The 21,107-nt window shown below is 42.4% G+C and carries 21 protein-coding genes; 15 read left to right on the top strand and 6 right to left on the bottom strand.

What is annotated here, in order from left to right; translation table 11 throughout:
* Positions 1–53 precede the first annotated feature (53 nt).
* The 3 genes from HG267_RS09950 to HG267_RS09940 are packed head-to-tail and all read left to right on the top strand — an operon-like array spanning position 54 to position 2,455.
* Positions 54–977, top strand: coding sequence for an energy-coupling factor ABC transporter permease (locus HG267_RS09950; RefSeq protein ID WP_045869455.1), 924 nt, complete (start codon positions 54–56; stop codon positions 975–977).
* A complete protein-coding gene (locus HG267_RS09945) occupies positions 970–1,635 on the top strand; it encodes an energy-coupling factor transporter transmembrane component T family protein (RefSeq protein WP_045869454.1) in 666 nt (221 codons plus the stop codon). The genes HG267_RS09950 and HG267_RS09945 overlap by 8 nt, the downstream gene beginning before the upstream one ends.
* A 55-nt stretch (positions 1,636–1,690) precedes the next feature.
* The gene (locus HG267_RS09940) at positions 1,691–2,455 is read left to right on the top strand and encodes an energy-coupling factor ABC transporter ATP-binding protein (protein WP_045869453.1); all 765 of its coding nucleotides are present in this window, start codon (positions 1,691–1,693) and stop codon (positions 2,453–2,455) included.
* Positions 2,456–2,602: 147 nt separating this feature from the next.
* Here HG267_RS09940 and HG267_RS09935 read toward each other — a convergent pair whose 3' ends face one another.
* Positions 2,603–3,790 carry an RNA-guided endonuclease InsQ/TnpB family protein gene (locus HG267_RS09935; protein ID WP_045869452.1) on the bottom strand — a complete coding sequence of 396 codons (1,188 nt, stop codon included), beginning with the start codon at positions 3,788–3,790 and terminating at the stop codon, positions 2,603–2,605.
* Between the two features lie 53 nt (positions 3,791–3,843).
* On the opposite strand from HG267_RS09935, the gene HG267_RS09930 reads away from it, so the two are divergent.
* The 6 genes from HG267_RS09930 (at position 3,844) to HG267_RS09905 (ending at position 6,850) form a co-directional block, all read left to right on the top strand.
* Positions 3,844–4,068 (top strand): hypothetical protein, encoded by a 225-nt coding sequence (locus tag HG267_RS09930; RefSeq protein WP_045869451.1) that lies wholly within the window; start codon positions 3,844–3,846, stop codon positions 4,066–4,068.
* A 4-nt stretch (positions 4,069–4,072) separates the two neighbouring features.
* Positions 4,073–4,489, top strand: a complete 417-nt coding sequence (locus HG267_RS09925; protein WP_045869450.1) for a hypothetical protein — start codon at positions 4,073–4,075, stop codon at positions 4,487–4,489.
* Positions 4,490–4,703: 214 nt separating this feature from the next.
* The gene (locus HG267_RS09920) at positions 4,704–5,183 is read left to right on the top strand and encodes a hypothetical protein (RefSeq protein WP_045869449.1); all 480 of its coding nucleotides are present in this window, start codon (positions 4,704–4,706) and stop codon (positions 5,181–5,183) included.
* A 566-nt stretch (positions 5,184–5,749) separates the two neighbouring features.
* Positions 5,750–6,406 (top strand): DUF1361 domain-containing protein, encoded by a 657-nt coding sequence (locus tag HG267_RS09915; protein ID WP_045869448.1) that lies wholly within the window; start codon positions 5,750–5,752, stop codon positions 6,404–6,406.
* Positions 6,399–6,629 (top strand): hypothetical protein, encoded by a 231-nt coding sequence (locus HG267_RS09910; protein ID WP_045869447.1) that lies wholly within the window; start codon positions 6,399–6,401, stop codon positions 6,627–6,629. The genes HG267_RS09915 and HG267_RS09910 overlap by 8 nt, the downstream gene beginning before the upstream one ends.
* A 20-nt stretch (positions 6,630–6,649) precedes the next feature.
* On the top strand, positions 6,650–6,850 hold the full coding sequence (locus HG267_RS09905) for a hypothetical protein (protein WP_045869446.1): 201 nt from the start codon (positions 6,650–6,652) through the stop codon (positions 6,848–6,850).
* A gap of 161 nt (positions 6,851–7,011) precedes the next feature.
* Here HG267_RS09905 and HG267_RS09900 read toward each other — a convergent pair whose 3' ends face one another.
* Complete coding sequence (locus HG267_RS09900; RefSeq protein WP_045869445.1) at positions 7,012–9,402, bottom strand: putative PEP-binding protein; 2,391 nt, start codon at positions 9,400–9,402, stop codon at positions 7,012–7,014.
* Positions 9,403–10,289: 887 nt separating this feature from the next.
* Between HG267_RS09900 and HG267_RS09895 the strand changes: the two genes are divergently transcribed.
* The gene (locus tag HG267_RS09895) at positions 10,290–10,727 is read left to right on the top strand and encodes an MgtC/SapB family protein (RefSeq protein ID WP_045869444.1); all 438 of its coding nucleotides are present in this window, start codon (positions 10,290–10,292) and stop codon (positions 10,725–10,727) included.
* 168 nt (positions 10,728–10,895) lie between these two features.
* Here HG267_RS09895 and HG267_RS09890 read toward each other — a convergent pair whose 3' ends face one another.
* From HG267_RS09890 to HG267_RS09880, 3 genes are all read right to left on the bottom strand, one after another.
* Positions 10,896–11,309: a hypothetical protein gene (locus HG267_RS09890; RefSeq protein ID WP_045869443.1), complete on the bottom strand. Its 414-nt coding sequence runs from the start codon at positions 11,307–11,309 to the stop codon at positions 10,896–10,898.
* Positions 11,310–11,591: 282 nt separating this feature from the next.
* Entirely contained in the window at positions 11,592–12,725 is a 1,134-nt protein-coding gene (gene recF, locus HG267_RS09885; RefSeq protein ID WP_045869442.1) for a DNA replication/repair protein RecF, read from the bottom strand.
* A gap of 143 nt (positions 12,726–12,868) precedes the next feature.
* Positions 12,869–15,730 (bottom strand): cation-translocating P-type ATPase, encoded by a 2,862-nt coding sequence (locus tag HG267_RS09880; protein WP_045869441.1) that lies wholly within the window; start codon positions 15,728–15,730, stop codon positions 12,869–12,871.
* Between the two features lie 307 nt (positions 15,731–16,037).
* Here HG267_RS09880 and HG267_RS09875 point away from each other — a divergent pair, with 307 nt between their 5' ends.
* Positions 16,038–17,708, top strand: a complete 1,671-nt coding sequence (locus tag HG267_RS09875) for a transglutaminase domain-containing protein (RefSeq protein ID WP_045869440.1) — start codon at positions 16,038–16,040, stop codon at positions 17,706–17,708.
* 52 nt (positions 17,709–17,760) lie between these two features.
* On the opposite strand, the gene HG267_RS09870 is transcribed toward HG267_RS09875, so the two are convergent.
* Positions 17,761–18,615, bottom strand: coding sequence for a PD-(D/E)XK nuclease family protein (locus tag HG267_RS09870; protein ID WP_045869690.1), 855 nt, complete (start codon positions 18,613–18,615; stop codon positions 17,761–17,763).
* Positions 18,616–18,720: 105 nt separating this feature from the next.
* On the opposite strand from HG267_RS09870, the gene HG267_RS09865 reads away from it, so the two are divergent.
* The 4 genes from HG267_RS09865 (at position 18,721) to HG267_RS09850 (ending at position 21,067) form a co-directional block, all read left to right on the top strand.
* Positions 18,721–20,148 (top strand): phosphoglucomutase/phosphomannomutase family protein, encoded by a 1,428-nt coding sequence (locus HG267_RS09865; protein WP_045869439.1) that lies wholly within the window; start codon positions 18,721–18,723, stop codon positions 20,146–20,148.
* A gap of 84 nt (positions 20,149–20,232) precedes the next feature.
* A complete protein-coding gene (locus tag HG267_RS09860; protein WP_045869689.1) occupies positions 20,233–20,508 on the top strand; it encodes a lipopolysaccharide assembly protein LapA domain-containing protein in 276 nt (91 codons plus the stop codon).
* A gap of 75 nt (positions 20,509–20,583) precedes the next feature.
* A complete protein-coding gene (locus HG267_RS09855) occupies positions 20,584–20,859 on the top strand; it encodes a BrnT family toxin (RefSeq protein ID WP_045869438.1) in 276 nt (91 codons plus the stop codon).
* On the top strand, positions 20,843–21,067 hold the full coding sequence (locus HG267_RS09850; protein WP_045869437.1) for a hypothetical protein: 225 nt from the start codon (positions 20,843–20,845) through the stop codon (positions 21,065–21,067). The genes HG267_RS09855 and HG267_RS09850 overlap by 17 nt, the downstream gene beginning before the upstream one ends.
* Positions 21,068–21,107: the final 40 nt, after the last annotated feature.

Raw genomic sequence — 21,107 nt, 5'->3', positions numbered from 1 at the left:
GCAATTACATTAAGTAATTTGTGTGAATCAAAACATCATACACGGGGCAAATCATGCACATTCCTGATGGATTTGTTTCTATACCCGTAGCAGGGGCTACTGGTGTAGCGAGTGCGGCAGCACTCTTGATTGCATTGAGGCGATCGCAAGACGCTTTTGGGGTTCGCCGCGCTCCAGTACTGGGTTTAACTACAGCTTTTATTTTTGCTGCCCAGATGATTAACTTCCCTGTCGCCGGGGGGACTAGTGGACATTTATTAGGAGGAACCTTAGCAGCAGTTATTTTAGGTAGTCCTTGGGCTGGGGCATTATGCATCGCGACGGTCTTAATTATCCAAGCGGTGTTGTTTGCCGATGGCGGAATTACAGCCTTAGGTGCAAATATTTTGAATATGGCCTTTATTGGCGTTTGGGTGGGTTGGGGGTTAACTCAAACTTTGCAAAGACTTTTAGGAGGGTCGAGACAACGCTTACCTTTAGCAGCTGGGATTGCAGCCGGTGTGAGCGTAGTAGTAGCAGCTATAGCTTGTGCCTTGGAGTTAGCTATTTCTGGAACTGCACCGGTAGCTATAGTTTTACCAGCCATGACAGGTACTCATATTCTGATTGGCATTGGTGAAGGGCTAATTACTGGTAGCGTGTTAGTTTACCTCGCTAGACAGAGACCGGATTTATTACCTGGGGAACAGCAGCAATTTCGAGGTTGGTCAATACCAGTTGTTACTATTTTTTTAGTAGCCGGTGTACTATCACTTTTTGCCTCAGCTTGGCCAGATGGCTTAGAAAGAGTTGCCGAGAACTTAGGCTTTATCAATTTATCCGACAAAGTACGGGTAATTGTGCCTACACCTTTAGCTGATTACGGTATCCAGGGTTTGGGAACCATTGGCACCAGTATTGCGGGACTTGTGGGAGCTGCTGTTTGCTTTGCTGTCGCCTTTGGCATAGCCAAGGTGGTGAGACCGAATAATGCTTAACATCTCCCTACCATTACGTCTGCAACTGTCGCTGATAATTGTCATCGGCGCAGCCTTATTAAAGCATCATGCTTGGCCTTACTTGGCTGTGTATGGTGCGATCGCATTTTTTTGGGCCTGGTTGTTGCGCGTACATCTTCCTCATCTGGGAAAGTTACTCGGTACGGAATTGCTGTTTTTATCCTTGCTGGCTTTACCTTTAGGGTGGGAACGGGCAAGCTTTTTGCTGGTTCGTTCTGTAATCTGTTTAATTGCTATGAATAGTTTCTTGTTAACTTTACCTGCTCATAGCTTTGGCATTGCCCTAAAAAGTTTACCGTTACCATTACCTTTAAAGGAGAATTTGCTATTAGCTGGACAATACCTAGAAATTTTATTGTCAGAAGTCACAAGAATGCAGCGTAGCGCTCAACTACGCGGTCTCAATGGTTCTGCTGGCTGGCTGCGCTACGCCAGTGCGTCCATGATTGGAGCCTTATATCTCCGGAGCTTAGAACGGGCAGAACGAGTTTACACCGCAATGATCGCTCGTGGTTACAACGGTCAGTTACCAATAGACTCAACATTAAGACCAAAAGAGCGTGTTGCTTTATTAGCAGCTTGTGCGATCGCGGCTTGTTTAACCATTAGTTCCTACCAGTTAACAGTCAACAGTTAACAGTTAACTATTAACTGTTAGTAACAGCGCAGTTGTGAATTTCGAGTTGTGAATTTTGAAATCTTTAACATCTAATCCCCAATCTCCAACCCATCACCCTCACCCAGCTGCGGTAGAGGTGGAAAACTTGGTATATGCCTATCCCAATCAAGAACCAGTATTGCGCGATATTTCTTTTACATTAAAAGCAGGCGATCGCGTGGCTTTGATGGGAGCCACTGGTTCAGGAAAAAGCACTTTGCTAGAGAATCTTATCGGCTTAAAACAACTACAAAGCGGGAGAATTTGCATCAATGGCATTCCCGTAGAACCTAAAACTCTATCCCAAGTGCGTCGTCAAATCGGCTTTGCTTTTCAAGATGCCAACGACCAATTATTTATGCCCACCATCTTAGAAGATATTACGTTTGGGCCGCGTAATTATGGTGTTTCCCCAGCATTAGCAATTGATCGGGCGCGCCAGCTGTTAGCCGATTTTGGCTTAGAAGCCTATGCCAACCGTTCCGCTCATCAACTTTCTGGCGGACAAAGACGCTTGGCGGCTCTCGCCGCAATTTTAGCTCTAGAGCCGGCAATTTTGATTTTAGATGAACCTACTAACGGTCTCGATCCAGCATGGCGGCGGCATTTAGCACAGGTGTTATTAAAATTGCCAGTAAAGGTAATATTAATTGCCTCCCATGACCTCCATTGGTTGGGTAAAGTTACTCAGCGCGCTTTGGTACTGGCTGGAGGTCAGATTCCCATAGACAGGGAGATTCAGCCACTTTTAAAAGATGGGGATACCTTAGATCGGTTAGGTTTACCAGTAGATTGGTAATTCACTAATTAAAGCGGGATGTAGTTATTCCCGCTTTTTGTTGTTAAGTCTAATTGAGGATTGGAAAACAGTCCCTAGCCCTTAGCCCCTAGTCCAGTAACGTAGTGAATTGACACTCCCACGGCTTGAAGCCGTGGGATTCTTGGTTCACTGAGCCAACTTATCTGAACCTGTTACCAGATCCAAACAGAGGTCGTTCTCTCCCCAAGCGTTAGATCCGACGTGTCCCGTCGTACTTAATCCCTTAGCCAAAATATTCAGTGCTGCATTTTCGTCTCGGTCTAAAACAGTTCCACAGTGGGGACATTCATGGGTTCTGGTTGACAAAGTTTTGACAACAGTTTCTCCACAATTAGAACAGTTTTGACTTGTCCAATGTGGTGGTACAGCAACAGTTATCTTGCCGTATACCTTGCCAAAATATTCAAGCCAACACCGGAACTGATACCACGACGCATCACTAATACTTTTGGCTAATTTGTGGTTTTTAACCATGTTCCGCACCTGCAAGTCTTCATAGACAACCACGTCGTTAGACTGGATTACGCACCTTGCTAACTTCACAGCAAAGTCTTTGCGCTGTCTACTAACTTTCAAGTGTTTTCTTGCTAGTTTATTTCTAGCTTTTTTGTAGTTATTGGATTGGGGATTACCTTTCTTAAACTTTTTAGAAACCCGTTTTTGCAGGCGTTTTAATGCTTTTTCGGATCTCCTCAAAAATCTAGGATTTTCTACTTTATCTCCATTGGAATCGGTGTAGAAGTGGTTTAAACCAACATCTAGTCCAATAACTTTTTTGCTTGGTTCTACTTTAATTTCTCGGTCAACAGCAATACAAAATTGGGCGTAGTAACCATCTGCACGTTTCACCAATCGGACACGTTTAATATCTTTGATTTGATAAAAATGTAGGTCATGAGTTCCAACTAATTTGAGTTTTCCAATTTCAAAACCGTCAGTCAGAGTGAGATGTTTTCTATCTTCTGACAACTTCCATCCTGTGGTTTTGTACTCCACGGAATGTCCGCGTTTTTTGAAGTTCGGGAAACCCTTCTTGCCTGGAACTTTTTTCTTGCAGTTGCTATAAAACCGAGAAATTGCAGCCCAAGCCCTATCTGCTGATGCCTGCCTTGCCATTGAGTTGAGCTTGTTTGCCCATTCAAAGTTAGCGGCTAGTTCTTTACAGAATGCGCTTAAATCGTACTTGCCAACTTTTGGGTTATCCATCCAGTAGCGAACACAAGAATTACGGACAAACAAAGCAGTCCTGATTGCTTCATCAATCAGATTGAACTGCTGCTGTTTGCCCTTTAACTTGAACTCGTATACTAGCAATCGATAACCTCTTACGCTACAATATCAGCATAACATATTTCAGAGGATTAAATATGGGTTGGTTTTCTTGGGGCGGAACTAGCAACGAAATGGGCGAGTATTTGCCAGATGATGAAGCCACCTTGCAGGAAGGTAGCGAGATTATCGAGGCTAAAAACAAGGAGTCGGCAAGAGAAGAATGCAAGGATGTAGCGTCGCAGTATGACGCGGTTTCTTCAGATGTAGAAGAAACCGACCAGGATAATACATGGAATTGCAAATTTAAGTTTTGGGGTTAAACCGATGATGAATCCTGTAGTCAAGGACTCATGGAAAGGAGATCCACCAAGGCTTTATGTGATAGCTGAACCGTTACCAAATGCTCCTCATGTCCGCCTTTCCGGTGGTGGCGTAGCCGATATGCCACTAGATGAATATTTAAATACCCTGCAAAAAAATTATGATAACCAATCAGGTAAATTTTTTGCTTACGTCAAGGGTGGAAACAAAGAAGAGGCGGATACATTCACCTTACAAGCTTGGGATGTATACACCTCTCCTACTTCATGCTATGAAGCACTAATCCATCTTTATTATGCGCCAATCAATGAGTATCTTTGCCTCAAAAAACATTTAGGCGAAAAGTGGGCGCAAAAATATTTAGATGAGTCCGAGAAAAGGGAAGCGGCTATCAACGCCCTAACCACAGCTTTACACTGAAAAACGACACTGCACCTTTAGGTGCTTCTCTTCGAGACGCTCCGCGAACGCATTCATCCCACCCCTGAAGGACATAAAACCCTGAAAATCCAAAAAATTTTCAGGGTTTTATTGGTGGGCTTTCTGCTCTAATACCTGTAACCGATTTAAGTCACAACAAGATTGTGGCAATATTGGGTACTATTATTGGGATTTTACTGCTAGTGGTGGGTTAATGTTTATTTTACGTAAATATACTGTTATTGTTCCTGTTAGCTTGACTATTGCGTTGTTGATGGCTGGATGCAATGAGAATAAAGCTTCTCAATGCCAGCGACTAATTCAAGCAGTCAATGAAGGTAATTCTCTGATTGATAAGAAAAAAGGACAGCAAGTAATTACCAGCGTGCAACTATCTAAAGATTTACAAGCTGTCACTAAATCTATAGAAGACTTAAACTTAAAAGATCCCAAGTTACAAGAATTTCAAGGCAAATTTGCTCAGGTGTTCCGGAATTTAAGTCAAGCGATCGCCAAAGCAGCTCAAGCGCTTGGTTCAGCTAAAAATGCCGAAGCCTCAGAAGCTGGTAGAGAAAAGCTGCAAAAAGCCAGAACACAAATTGACACAGCGTTAACAGCCGCAGCTAAAACTGCTGGTAAGGAATCTGATAAGTTAGTAGGCGACCTGAATAAATACTGTAGTCAGCCCGAGTAATTAATTTTTCATTTTTCACGTAACAGCTTACCTTGGTAGAGGCGTACATTTGTACGCCTCTACAGTCATTTTATGTGTGGCATTTATTTTGCACAATGTTATGAGGGCTACAACTGTGCGCCATGATAATAGTCTCTAAATCTTTTTGGCGTAGCCTTTCGTAAATAAGGTGGAATCTGCTGTATCTAGAAATAGAAGCTTTTTAATATGTATTTATTCTTAAAAAAATGTGCTTTTTATAACTACTGGTTTTGATAAATACTTCAGATTTGCCACTCATGTTTTTCTGGTTATACTAGTGGACTAGTCCAATTAATAACTAAATGAGACGTTAGTGGCACTGGCAACACCTCATATCTAAGTTAAAATTACTCTGTAATTTCTTCATTCAATACCCTGTATTTATTTATTACAAAGAAAATTACCTTGTTTGGGGTTTCAATAAATAGATTTCATGAGGCTGGGGCATAAAACCCTTTTCATCTTGAGAATAGTGACAATCACTCAATTAATTTATCAGTATAGAAACAAATCCAAGTTAATTAAACGATTGCGAGATAGTACTTATGAAAACAGAATTAGTTGAATTGCTCATCAAACTAGTGCATGTCTTACGAATTAACATGAAATGGATGACCTGGAATCTCTTTCTAGCTTTCATCCCATTGGCTTTGAGCGTTTGGCTATTTCGCAGAAATCGCGGTAGAAGTTGGGTTTGGTGGCTAGGATTTCTAGTTTTCTATGCTTTTCTACCAAATGCGCCCTATTTATTAACAGATGTCATTCACTTGATAGATGATATCCGCACCATTCAATCAGTGTGGATGATTACTTTAGTATTAATTCCGCTCTATATTTTAGTAATTTTCGCTGGATTTGAAGCTTACGTCCTATCTTTAATTAATTTAGGCTACTATTTACACCGAATTGGCAAAAGCCAGTGGATTTTATGGGTTGAGTTGATTACCCATGCACTATCTGCTGTTGGTATTTACTGGGGAAGGTTCCTGCGTTTCAATAGTTGGGATTTTATTACACAGCCAGATGCATTACTTACCAAAGGTGCAGAGGAAATTTTAGGTAAACAGCCCTTAGTCATTATTGCCATCACTTTTGTAATCCTGATAGGTTTGTACGCCATCATGAAACGAGTAACTTTAGGCTGGGTTCAACAACGGAATATCCCTATACCCATGAATTCGCAACAGACTAAAAATGGATGAGGAAGATGAGGGAGATGAGGGAGATGAGGGAGCAGAGGAGGAATTCCCATTACTCATTACCCATTACTCATTACTCATTACTCATTACTCATTACCCAGTCCCCAATCCCCAATCCCCATTACCCCTTATCCCCAGAGGGGGCCCCGAGTTCCCCAATCCCCCATAAAATATACTCCCCCTGTAAGTCCACAGAAAGATGAAACTTTACCCTCCTTGACGTGAAATAAGTCCAGATTCAAGGATTGTGGCTGCAAAGGCTGCATCAAAAAAAAGATGAAATCAGTGGTAAAGGATTCCTCGCCGCCTACCTAGCAGATAAATATATGCTCGGTCAAGGACAACAAGGCTGGCAACAAGTACAGCAAGCTTACAAAAAAAGCGATCGCAACCAATTTTTCACAGAATTACGCAAGTTTTTACGTGAGACAGGGTATATAAAATAGGGCATGGGGCATTGGGCATTGGGCATTGGGGATGGGGTAATGGGTAATTGGTAATTGGTAATGGGAATTCCTTCCTCATCTCCCTCATCTCCCTCATCTCCCTCATCTCCCTCATCTCCCTCATCTCCCTCATCTCCCTCATCTCCCCCTGCCCTCTTGCCTCATTCCGTCAACTGCCGGCGTGCGGCTTCTAAAATCAGGCGGTGTTCTGCACGGGCGATCGCGTCGTAGGTGCGGCTTACTGCTTCTGGTTCTACGGAAATGGCTGTGATGCCCCAGCGCACTAGATGATCGATGATTTCTGGATAAGTCACTGGGGCTTGACCGCAGATGGCACAAGGAATTCCGGCATTTTTCGCCATTTCTATGAGTTGAGCGATCGCATTCATCACTGCGGGTTGGAGTTCGTTAAATACTCGCGCTAGCTGTTGTTGCTCTCGATCTACTCCGAGTAGCAGTTGCGTGAGGTCATTTGTGCCAATGGAAATACCATTTACTCCCGCTTTCACATATTCTGGTAGTAAAAATAGTACGCTGGGTACTTCTGCCATCATCCACAATTGAAACTGCGGCTGTTGGGTTAATCCGGCTTGCTCTACTTTGTGGCGACAAAAGGTAAATTCTTCTACACTCCGAACAAAGGGCAACAAAAGGTTAATGTTGTTGTAACCAGCTTTTTGCACTGTTGCTAAAGCATTCAGTTCTAATTCAAAGACTGCAGGATTGAGTAAATAGCTAAATATTCCGCGTTCGCCCAAAATTGATTTTGGTGAAGATTGCTGCTGATTGGGGAAGGATGGTAATTCGTGCGATCGCCAATCTAAAGAGCGGTAAAATACTGGCCGCGGCGCAAAGCCACGAGCAAATTGCATAATCTGCTCAGTCCATAATTCTAATAATTCTGCCTGTCGCTGATCTGCTAGCCAGCTACTAGGATGCTCGCCTGAGAGGATATTAAGTATCATCAATTCTGAGCGTAATAACCCTACTCCATCTACAGGCAAATTTTGCACTTGCTCTATGAGGTTAGGCTGGCTGAGATTGAGTAATAACTGAGTAGCAATTAGCGGTTTGGCTGACGCAAAACCAGAATCAGGAGATTCCCAGGAATTGGTATTGGTAGGCGAGGACATGGAAGAATGCAGGTAATTGAGTTCTAAAGCCTCTGCTGAACCCCATTTTGACTGAACTTCTTCTAGGGCTACATCTGCTTTGACGCGATAAACTTCTGCGCGATCGCCATCTAATATCAGTTTTTCACCGTTTTGGATTAAAGCGGTGACATCTGTAGCACTGACAACTGCGGGGATACCCAATTCCCTAGCTAGGATTGCGGCATGGCTCGTCAATCCTCCTTGCTCCGTGATAATACCTTTAATTTGTTGCAATAAAGGTAACCAATTAGGCTTGATAGAGCGAGCAACTAAAATCGCTCCTTGGGGTAGTTTTTCTGGTTGAAATTGGGAATTAGCAACGACATAGGCAGTTGCAGTGACACGTCCCCTCGCTGCCCCTAATCCTTTGATGATGTGTACATTAGGGATGGCAGATTGGGGGGATTTAACTTGTGTTAAGTAAAGCTTAGGGGTGGGATTTGCCTGCAAAATCGTCCATTTCACAGAAAAATGTTTACCGAATTCACCCACAAGTTGACTGGCTAAATCTATCACTTGTGGCAGGTATTCTTTTGGTAAGGCGTATTGTTTTTGTTGGTTTTCTGCCAGTAAATAGGTGTTTAAAGCTGTATCATCCGCGATTAGGACAGAATCTGGTAATGCTTGCCATTCATCTGTACTACCTGGTGCGTCAACACCATAAGCCAAAATTTTATTGCCGAGGTGTTTCTCGAGCAGTTTGCCTGTATCTGGTTGAATATAGTAGACATCTGGCTGAACTTCACCATTAGCGATCGCTACTTCTAATCCACAAGTAGCAGTGATTTCCCACGCAGATGTATTCGCATTAATTGAACCACTGGCAATGGCATTGCGAACTGGTTGCACTAAAACTGCTAAATTAACTTGTTGCAGGTTAATTCCTGCTTGCTGCCAATATAGTAGACTTCTGGCTCGAAATAACTGACTCCAAGTTTGCTTTAATGCTTTGGCGATCGCATCTTGATCGGATTGGCAAAAAATTGACTCTAGCAACCCAGAAATCTTACCAACTTGCTTGTTATTATTTGGCACCGTTAGGCTAGGGCGCAAAATTAGATAGCCACTTTCCCATTCTCTTGCAGCTTTGAAAAGCTTACTCATCCATGACGATGGTACAGTGGCAGCAATAATTTCCTGACGCAAACGCCCTGCTACCTGCTGGAGTTGTCGCCAATTACCAACATCTAGGTGCAAAGAAGAATATGGCAAATCAGCGACTAATGACTCTGAACTATTGAGAGTTTCTAAGAATTCTCGCAAAACTTCTGCCCCAATGACAAAACCCGGTACTACCGGGTAGCCACGCTGCATAATTCTGCTCAAGTAAAACGCTTTGTCACCTACTTTGGCGCGGTCTTGGAGTTTAATTTGGTCAAGCCAGTAGAGTTTGTCCACTCAATTTTTTGTACTCAGTTGTCATTCAATTGCTTAGGTCACCGTAATGACCATTTATACAAACTTAAGCTCGAATCCTCTCTGGTACTTAACGCCAAATTCCTCTATTTTCTCTGATTCTACGTCTTCTAAATTTTAGAGTAGTTACTCTGCTGGAATTTTTGGTTTTTGCAAAGGCGTAAATGAGAATGGGTAATGTCGTCACCAGGGATGAGTTTATTGGGGAAATTACGCCGTTGAATACTAGCAATATCACCTGCTTGTGAACCGCTGGTTAACTCACCGATGCGCTTCTAGTTTTTTGTATCTATTTTTAGCACAACTTGATTTTAGAAAATCAGAAGTAAAGCCGAAAACTTTACCAGAATTAGCTGATGACTGAAAATTAACAATTAATAACACTAATTATTAGTGCTTAAATTGTCAGATATAAGGAATTCATAATTTTTGAATTCATAATATTTCCGCTCTCCAAAAGTGTTATCTCATTTAATTATTGAGTGTATGGTTAAATTTAGCAATTTGTAGTGCATTGTGCAGATTAAACTATTTTACATAACTAAATATCGATATAATAAGCTTTAAATTTAGAAATTTTTATCTCTAAGATAAAAATTCCTATGAATTGATATTGACATAATATGTATCCAGCCTAAGGTAGAAATTTGCTGATCAATCAGCCGAAATTAGGAATTTTTTGCAAAAAGAGTCCAGAATAAAAACGTTAATAAGTGCAAAACTTTCAGATAGGTCTAGAATATCTTCTCAAGCTACGTGAGAAAATATGGACAAGGATGATAAACAGTTAGCAATTTTTATCCTTCACACTTATTGATCAACGCTGAACTTAGCTCAGTATTATTAAACACTTATCATATTGATACTTAATGACCAACGATTGGCTAAATATTATCTTTAGACTATGTATTGCATTGGTAAGTGGGGGGATTATTGGCTGGGAACGCCAACTGCGACACAAGCCAGCAGGTTTAAGAACTCATATGTTAGTCAGTCTTGGTTCTGCTCTGTTTACCCTCATACCTTTGCATACAGTTGGGTTGCAAGCTAACGCTGATGCACTTAGTCGCGTGATTCAAGGTATTGCTGCTGGGATAGGATTTCTGGGTGCTGGTGAGATTTTGCGCGAATCTTCCAACGATTCGCAGCGTCCTGAAATTCATGGATTAACATCAGCTGCGGCTGTTTGGGTATCAGCCGCTTTAGGAATTGCTGCGGGATGTAACTTGTGGCAATTAAGTTTAATTGGCGCTTTCCTCACTTTTTTAGTTCTCAATATTTTTAAAAAATTAGAAAGATGGAATTAAGAGATGATTTATAAAGTCGCCTAACGCACCACCCACGCGACGGCGCGTTACGGCTAAATTTTAATGTCTCTAGGCCCCAAAACCTTTCATAGCCGTAACACACCCTACATTTAGTTTAGAAATTGTTCCTTAAACAATCAATTTCTAACTTAAGAATAAAGAATTTAGCTAATTGAATAATTTCAGAGCCTTAGCAAAGATAGCTTCTTCTGCTCTAGTCTGGAGAATCATTTTTACTGAAGTAATTAAATCTAAATTAGGCTGTATATCATTCTCAATTGTTTTACTAGCTGCATAAAAGCTGACATCGTTGCAATTAAGTTCATTAGTGGTACCAGTTTGTAATTGCCCTTTTTGATAGTCCCAAGAAACTGATTTACCACGTAAAGTAAATTGAAACCATAATATTTCATCATCTTTTAATTCAAAGAAAACATCTAAATAAGGTTCTTCTCCTTGGAACCACATTCTTGTTATTCCTGGTTGTTGACATTTTTTGAGTATCTTTGGCTCAATTTCTCGTAAAGATGCGCCTAATGCAACAATCTCATCTTTATTTAATAAATAATTTTTTTGCATCATATCTAAAACTTAATGTAAGATGATCGCGTTATTATTTCCTTAAATAGGAGGCTTTAAAATAGTTGAAAAAAGCAACTCAAATTTAATTTCAGTAATGCTAAAAAGCTTGATAAAAATTTATGGAAAAGCCAAGATTTTATCAATAAAAATTATTTATTAAAAATTTCCATTGATAGCCTGAAATAATATTAAGCAAAATTTGTCATTTTGCTGGCAAACACCTTAATCTCTATTCTGACAAGTTTGGAAAGCTGGTGAAGCTTCACATTTTATTATGTTGGCTTAGTCAAGCGGATTTGGCAATGATATTTCTCCGGCTTTTACCAAGAGAATTTGGGATGAATTCAACCACTGTGAGTCAAAAGAACCAAGATGAGTTGTGGTGATTAAAGTTTGAAACCTGTCTTGAATAGCATCAAGTAACTGATTTTGGCGATATAAGTCTAGCTCTGCTAAAACATCATCCAGTAATAGCAGTGGTGGTTCGCCAACGACTTCTTCAATTAATTGTAATTCGGCTAATTTCAACGCTAGTACTAGGGTGCGCTGCTGACCTTGAGAACCGTATTGACGCGCTGGTGTTTGGTTAATAATTAATTCTATTTCATCGCGATGAGGGCCTACTAGGGTAGTTCCTTGGCGCAACTCCGCGATCGCTCGCTGCTGAATTTTTTCTAAAAAAGCTTGTTGTACTTCTTGGGGATAATTTTCTCCCAAGGGAACGTTGGGTGCATATTTAATTTGCAGTTCTTCCGTACTACCACTGATGCTAGCGTGCCAATTAGTTGCAATTGGTGCTAGCCTTTGTAGCGCTCGTTCACGTCGTCTAATAACGCGTGTACCTGTGGTAGCTAACTGAGTATCCCATACAGCCAATTGTTCTGATTGCTGGCTACTGAGTGCTGAATCTTGAGTTTGTTTTAAAAATGCATTGCGTTGTCGCAAAACCTGATTGTATTGCTGCAAAATGTGAGCATATACAGGTTCGAGTTGAATTAATAAAGTATCTAGCCAGCTACGACGACCTTCTGGGCCACCTCGTACCAAGTCTAAATCTAAGCTAGAAAACTCAACGGCATTCAAAACACCAAGAAAATCCATTTGGCGACGCACAATTTCACTATTGAGCGCCACTGTACGTCGCCCATTGCGACGTAGGGTTAAAGTCAAGTCACTAATACTAGATTTGCGCTCTAAGGAAGCATTAATTTGGGCGATCGCTTCTCCTTCTTGCACTAAATCGCGATCGCGGGCCATACGATGCGATCGCAATGTGGCTAATAACTCCACCGCCTCCAATAAATTTGATTTTCCCTGAGCATTATTACCCACCAAAATTGTCTTGGCAGCGGTAAACTCAACCTTTTGGTCTTGGTAATTACGAAATTGTCTCAGGTGAATCGATTTGAGAAACATAGCAAGGAGATGAGAGAACAGGGGGAGTAAGGGGAGCGAGGGGAGTACAAGGAGATAAGGGAGCATTTTGTCATCCCCCTCATCCCCCTCATCCCCCTCATCCCCCTCATCTCCCTCATCTCCCTCATCTTCCTCATCCCTAATTAAACGGTCTTTTTACCCATTAAGCGGAAGAATATCTTCTCCAATTCCACCCAGACAAACATTAAGGCGCTAAAGCCAATACAAATAGCTAACTCTTGTGGTGGTAACCAATGGGTACCAAAGAAATCTCGCAGGGGTGGAACGTAAACTAGCATCAACTGCAAAATTGTTGTCACAACCACAGCACCCAAAACAAACGGATTTGATAAGGGATTCATTTCTATGGTGAGTTGGTTATTCGAGCGGATAGCTATAGCATGACCCATTTGGGCAATACATAGGGAGGTGAATACCATTGTCTTCCATCTTTCTGGGTCAAGTCCCGGCCCGACTACGGCTTTGGAATGGAAGTATGCCCATTCCATGAGAATAATCGTGATGATCGCAAAGACAATCCCAATGCGAACCATATAAGAACCCAATCCTCTAGCAAAGATACTTTCCCGGGGGCTAAAGGGTGGACGCTTCATCACATCTGGTTCTGGGGGTTCTACCGCTAAGGCTAAGGCTGGTAAACCATCTGTAACTAAGTTCATCCAGAGAATTTGTAGGGGAGTCAGGGGAACGCCTCCCAAGCCTAAAATTGGTGCAGCGGCAATTGTTAGCACTTCACCGATGTTACTGCCCAGAATGTATTTAATAAAGCGGCGGATGTTGGTGTAAACTACTCTACCTTCCTTAGTAGCGGAAACAATGGTGGCAAAGTTGTCATCTAGCAGCACCATGTCGCTAGCTTCTTTACTGACATCTGTACCAGTAATGCCCATCGCAATCCCGATATCGGCTTGCTTTAAGGCGGGAGCATCGTTGACACCATCACCCGTCATCGCCACAAATCTACCACGGCGTTGCAGAGCTTTGACGATTCGTAGTTTGTGTTCTGGGGAAACCCGGGCATAAATGCTGACTAAATCGACATTTTGCTCCAGTTCCTCGTCACTCATGCGCTGTAATTCTTGCCCTGTGAGTACACGAGAGCCTTCTTCTGCTATGCCTAAGTCAGCTGCGATCGCTCTGGCTGTTAATTGGTGATCGCCAGTAATCATGACTGGGCGAATCCCGGCTTCCCGACATTCTTGCACGGCGGCTCTCACTTCTGGGCGTGGTGCATCTAGCATCCCCACTAACCCCAGCCATACTAACTCTTGCTCTGAGGCTTCATCTGAACCTTCTGGGGGAATTTCTGCCCAAGGTTTGTAAGCAAAACCTAGTACCCGCAAACCCTTACTCGCCATTTGGTCGTTTTCTGCCAGAACTTTTTGGCGTTGTTCTTCTGTTAAGGGGGCTGAGTGTCTACCCAAATAAATTTGGCTGCAACGCGCCAAAATTAACTCGGGGGAACCTTTGGTAAACATTAAATAATTTTCGGATTGCAGAAAACCTGCGATCGCCGGGTCAATTCCTGTACCGGAAGCATCCCCAGTAGCAATCTCCTGTACCTGAGCAATCACGCTCATGCGCTTACGTTCTGAAGAAAACGGAAATTCTCCTACCCGAGGTAATTTACTTTCCCATTGGTCTTTTTCAATACCTGCTTTCCCCGCCAAGGTCATTAATGCGCCTTCAGTGGGGTCTCCTAAAATCGCCCATTCGCCTTGTTCTTTTTGCAGGACGGAATCGTTACAAACAGCACAAGCAACTAGCAAAGCAGAGATTTCCGGATATTCATCTACAGAAATTTTCTGTCCGTTTAATTGAAAATCCCCGGTGGGGGCGTAACCTTCGCCTGTAACCCTAAAATTAGAATTATTTGTATAAACTGATTGCACCACCATTTTGTTCTGAGTCAGTGTGCCAGTTTTATCAGAACAAATTGTGGTAACTGAACCCAAGGTTTCCACGGCTGGAAGTTTACGAATCAAGGCATTTTGCTTGACCATTCGCTGGGTTCCCAATGCCAAGGTAACGGTAATTACGGCGGGTAACCCTTCAGGAACCACAGCCACCGCCATACTCAAAGAAACTTCTAAGAGTTCTTGTAAATTGCTAAAACCTCTAGCCTGGATGATACCGCCAATCACAACAATGGCTACCAGAATTAAAGAACCGCTGACTAGGACATTACCTAGTTGCGTCATCCGCTGTTGCAGAGGCGTTGGTTCACTTTCCACTGACTGTAACAAAGTAGCAATTTTGCCTAACTCTGTTTTCATCCCAGTGCTAGTAACTAGAACCTTGCCTCGTCCTTGAACAACTTCTGTACCTTGATAGACAACATTAATGCGATCGCCTAATCCTGTGTCTTCAGGTAATTGTAATGTGGCTTGTTTATTAACAGCTTCCGCTTCACCAGTGAGCGCCGATTCTCGCACTTGTAAATTAGATTGTTCAACTAAGCGTCCATCTGCGGCTATCTGTACCCCAGCTTCCAGCAGCATTACATCCCCAGGAACGATCTCCTTAGCAGCGACATCCAAAAGTTTGCGATCGCGGATGACTCGCACTAAGGGAGAGGAGAGTTTTTTGAGGGCTGCGAGGGCTTTTTCGGCACGGCTTTCTTGCACATAGCCGAGGATACCATTGAGGATGACAATCGCCATAATCGCGATCGTATCCTTGAATGGCACTTCCCCTGGTTTGAGATTACCTCCTTGCCAAGCGACGAGGTCTAAAACCCCAGAGATGATAGCTACAGCAATCAGCATCAACAACATAATGTTCTTGAACTGATCTAGCAGAATCTCCCAAGCGCTACGGCCACCATGTTCTTCAAGTTCATTGGGGCCATATTTGTGCAACCGTTGCTCCACTTCTTGGGGTGTCAAGCCACTGTCTGCATTACTATCAAGCAGTTCGAGCGCTTTTTCAACTTCTAAACTATGCCAAACGGCGGCACTTTCAGGCAGAGAATTAGCAGACATCACTTAAGTTACAGGAAAAGGTTACAAAATTCGATCATAATTTAGTGATGGTCAGAAAACCATCCACTAAAGTTACATAAAGGCTCTCGCCAGTTTGTATCAGTTCAGTTTAGATGTGATTCCTGACATTTGTCATCTGAAGGATTAATCCTTCATGGGTATTTTTATGTGTTATTTCCTAGGTCAGAGTTTTTTTGGAACACATTGCACTGATAATTGTAAGCAGCACCACTCTGAAAACTTGGTCACATTGGATGTACCACAATTTATTCTAGGCGTGCTAAACGGTTAAATGAATATGCTTAATATGAGTTTTGCACTCCCCAGTATGACCGTTAGCCAGATGTTTGGTCAAAGAACGATTCGACCGCTAACTGCTGCCGCACTAGGTGGCATTGCTTTTATTCAAGATAGACTAATCGCCATTGATACGATTAAGGGACATCTGCTGGAGATTGACCCAATATCTGACAACAGTAAAATACTGAATCCTCATCAAGTTAAGGAATTTACTGATGTCACAGGTATCGCAGTCTGGGAAGATACCCTGTGGGTGACTCGTGGTAATAGTGTTTATCGCTGCCAGATGAATGCTTTAGGACTAGAGCATTTTGTGACATTGCCTTATCCGGCTGAGGGTATTGCTGTATGGGAATCCACAGTCTATATCAGTTGCCAAAAGTTAGGCTATATCTTGATTTATGAATCCGATAGCCGTAAAGAAATTACTAGATTTTATGCCCCAGGAGTGGGACAAGAGAATTTAACAGTCAGTCAAGATACTCTGTGGGTGAGCGATCGCACAGAGCAAACAGTTTATTCTGTGGATCGGGCGACAGGGGAAATTCAATTTAGCGTACTCACCCCCTTTGACTCTCCCACAGGTATTGCGGTACATAAAGATAGCGAAACAGGCAAAGAAAGTCTTTATATCGCCTACGCCTCAGAAGAACCTTACATTCGAGATAATCCCAATGCCGATCCAAATCACGAACTAACATACCGCGATCGCACTTTTATTCATCCCCTCTATTATCATTACGAGCCAGAGAAACGTTACGCCCTCTCTAATGGCTACCTGATTGAAATGTCCTACGCTGAGGAAATTGCCCCCTTAGAAGAGGTATATCTAACGGACTTAGAATGGCGAATTGCTTTACCCTCAGAAACCGAACGCCAAAAAGTTAAACAAGTCGAACCGATTGGACTACCCTTTACAGAAGAAGTTATTGATGGGCAAAGAATAGCAGTATTTAAATTTGATACTCTTACTCCTGGAGAACGCCATATATTTGGCTGGAAAGCGACTTTAGAAGTGCGCGGCATTAAGTATCGTATTACACCCAAAGATGTGGAAGATATTCCCCCAGTTACTCCAGAATTTGCTAGCCGCTATCTGGTTGATGATGATGAGTTAGCAATGGAGACTAGCATTGTCCGCCGGGCTGCACGCGATGCAGTTGGTTCAGAAACCAATTTGCTGCGGAAGATGTATAGTATCCGTAATTATGTTTACGATGAATTGTCATATGGTATTAAACCATACATTGATACGCCAGATGTGGTTTTAGAACGGGGTGTAGGTTCCTGTGGCGAATATGTAGGCGTATTGCTGGCTTTGTGCCGTTTGAATGGTATTCCCTGCCGCACAGTCGGTAGATACAAATGTCCACCCAACGGAGAATTGCAAGGCATACCCCTGCAACCAGACTTTAACCATGTGTGGTTAGAATTCTACATTCCCAATTACGGTTGGTTGCCAATGGAATCTAACCCTGATGATATCGGTAATGCAGGCCCCTATCCCACCCGCTTTTTCATGGGCTTATGCTGGTATCACATCGAAATTGGCAAAGGAGTTTCTTTTGAAACCATCAGCAGCCAAGGCGTACGTCTCACCAAAGAAGATATCCCCCTTGGCGACCTAGCAATTAATCACATCCGGTTTACAATTCTTAAAGAATTACCACCTTTCTAAACCTTGTAGAGACGCGATTCATCGCGTCTGTAATTTATCCCCCAATCCCCAATCACCCATTCACCCTTAAAATCGGCATAGATTGAGACTTTAGCTTGGGATTATCAGCAAAATCGCAGATAGAACGAAATGGACAGTATCGACAGTGCGAACCAGGATTTGGGGGAAAAATTTTGCTGAAATCTTGGGTTTGTTGGTGATATTTTTGCAAATCTTGCTGATGCTTACGGGCAATATGCGCCAATTCAAATTCTAAGGATAGTAATTCTTGATGGGTGATGTGAATTAAGTCAGATTTTTTACAAAGCTCTAAATTATAAAATGAGGCAACAGCTTCTTGTTCTGGGTAAAGATAACGCGCAGCCAGGAGATAAACTAAAGCTTGCCGCTGGTCAAAAGCAGCTTTGCCAGTTTTAAAATCTAAAATATGTAAAGTGCGATCGCTATCAATAAATACACAATCCATCGCAGCGTATAACCGGAAGCAATAATCATCTTGGTCAATTAAAATCGGTTTGGGAAAACCTTCATCGCCCGGTGTTAATTGGATGATGCGTTTATTCAACAGCAACGGCTCATTGTGATATTTTTTCAAAATTTGCAGCACCCGCTGTTGCACTTCTTCCGAGGAATGGCTTAATTTCAGTAGTTGAGCAACTTTTTCTACACCGTCTGTTTGGCTTAATAGGTGTCGATGATGATGAAATTCATAAACCCCTTTTTGGGCAAGTATGCCAATCCTTTGGGGTGCAGTCGCCGTGGCTAACAGCGCTTTCACTTTCGGTTCATGCTGACGTGCTTTAACAAACCCCCGTCTCATCTGGCAATGCCAACGTTCTTGTCCCGTAGCTGGGGCAACTAAAGACCAAAGGTGGTAACTGGCAAAAGGGCGATCGGGGATTGACATTGCAAACAAGCAGTGAGAAAAATAACGATGGGGATAGTTGCGGCTACACAAGCTTTGCGCGAAGCTTCCCATAGTACATAAGTTACAAGGGAAACTGTGGCAAACATGAGTGCTAGTAGCAAATCCAGCAAAATTCAATTTGGCACCGATGGTTGGCGAGGAATTATTGCTGATGACTTTACTTTTCCCAATGTGAGGAAAGTCACAAGAGCGATCGCTAGCTATCTGGAAACGGCCTATAGCAAAAATAGACCAGTTCTTGTTGCCTACGATACTCGATTTTTAGCTGACCAGTTTGCCCAGACAGCCGCCCAAGTCTTAGCTGACTTGGGTTGGAAGGTAAAAGTCACAAATCGGGATTGCCCCACACCAGTAATTGCCTACAACGCCCGTCACCTAAATTCGGCGGGGGCGTTGATGTTTACTGCTAGCCATAATCCTGCACCATACTGTGGGATAAAATATATCCCAGACTATGCTGGCCCTGCCACTCCAGAGATTACTGATACTATTGTGGCAAATATAAAAAGTGCATCAGATGCACCGGCTAGTAGTAATCCATCGGGTTCTATTTCTATTTTCGATCCGAAACCTAATTATCTGCAATTTATCTATACCTTAATTGATGTAAAAAAAATCAAAAGTGCCCAGTTAAAGGTAAAATACGATGCTTTGTATTCTACCTCTCGCGGTTATTTAGATGAAGTTTTGCAACAAAGTGGTGTAGAGTTAGAAAGTTTCCACACTTGGCGTGATGTACTGTTTGGTGGTGGAATGCCAGAACCCAAAGGCGAACAATTAGGTGAATTGGTAGCAGCAGTACGCGCCGATCAAGCCGATTTGGGTTTAGCAACAGATGGCGATAGCGATCGCTTTGGGATTGTTGATGAACAAGGTAATGTTCTGACTCCTAACACTGTGCTGTTAGTTTTAGCCAGTCATTTAATCAAAAATAAAGGTAAAAGCGGCGCTATTGTCCGCACTGTCGCCACAACTCATTTATTGGATAACTTCGCAGCTAAACACGGGCTACCAATTTATGAAACTCCTGTAGGCTTTAAATATATTGGAGAAAAAATGCGGGAAACCACCGTATTAATTGGTGGTGAAGAATCTGGTGGTTTAAGCATCATCGGACATATTCCCGAAAAAGATGGCATTTTAGCCAATATGCTAGTTGCAGAAGCGATCGCCTATGAAGGTAAGCCCCTCAGTCAGTTAGTTAAAGAAGCGATCGCCGCAGCTGACGGCCCGTTGTACAATCATCGCCTAGACTTACACCTTACCGAGTCTCACAAAACGGCTGTTATTGATTCCTTTACCAGAAATCCACCTGCAGAGGTAGCAGGAATTAAAGTTAAAGAAGTTGGTCGTAAAGACGGAATTAAGCTGTATTTAGAAGAAGATAGCTGGATATTGCTGCGTCCCTCCGGTACAGAACCCCTGGTGCGCGTTTATTTAGAAACCAACTCACCAGAGAAAGTTACCCAAATCGCTCAAGCAATGGAAAGGGCGATCGCTAAACTAGAATAAGAGTTTCAACCACCTTAAACCCAGAGGAATGCTGATCATTATCTGTGTTCGTCTGTGTTTAGCTTTGGTTTTATTAAATTTGTTATGAAAAGTATTGCTAATTTGCTGATATCTGTAGTTATAGCTGTGTGGGTAATGGCGATCGCTATTCTCTCAGTGCAAAACGCTACTTTAGTATCTTTAAAGTTTTTGAGTTTCCGATCCATTCAAATACCAGTTGGTTTAGTGCTGGCTTTTTGCGTTTGTATCGGCTTAGTTGGGATAGCTGTACTGCAACCTTTGTGGGGATTAGCTGATGGGCGCGGTAATTCTCGGTTAGATGAGGATGCTGAGTTTTTTGTTGATGACGAAGATTTTTGAAGTCCGCAGGCTTTCAACCTAGAGCTATCTATAAGAACTTAACCTGTTTTATATTTTTAAATCAACTTTGTCCAAATGCAGTTTGAATGGAATCCAGACAAAGCATCTCGAAATTTGCAAAAACATGGTGTTTCGTTTCAGGAAGCGGCTACAGTATTTGGCGATCCTTTATCTACAACCTTTCCCGATCCTGACCACTCTATTAGAGAGAGCCGATACGTTACTATCGGTTTATCTCGGTTTAGTCGGTTACTGATTGTAGCTCATACCGACCGAGGCGATCGCATTCGGATTATCAGCGCGCGGGAAACTACACGTCAAGAGCGAGGATTTTATGAAGAAGGAAACTAAACAAGAACCAGAAGATGAGTTACGTTCTGAATATGACTTTTCCCAACTCAAAGGCGGTATTCGAGGAAAATATGCAGAACGATACCAAGCAGGAACTAACTTGGTATTGTTAGATCCTGATGTTGCTCAAGCTTTTCCTAATGCTGAAGCAGTTAATGAAGCATTGCGTTTGTTAATACAAATTGCCCAACGGCAACAAACTAAATAATATATAAAAAGCCCTCAGACCAGAAGCCTGGGGCTATTAG

This window comes from Tolypothrix sp. PCC 7601 (assembly GCF_025677855.1).
In the GTDB taxonomy this organism is placed as follows: Bacteria; Cyanobacteriota; Cyanobacteriia; order Cyanobacteriales; family Nostocaceae; genus Aulosira; species Aulosira diplosiphon.
The sequence above is the reverse complement of the archived record's forward strand: the minus strand, read 5'-3'. Positions and strand labels throughout refer to the sequence as shown.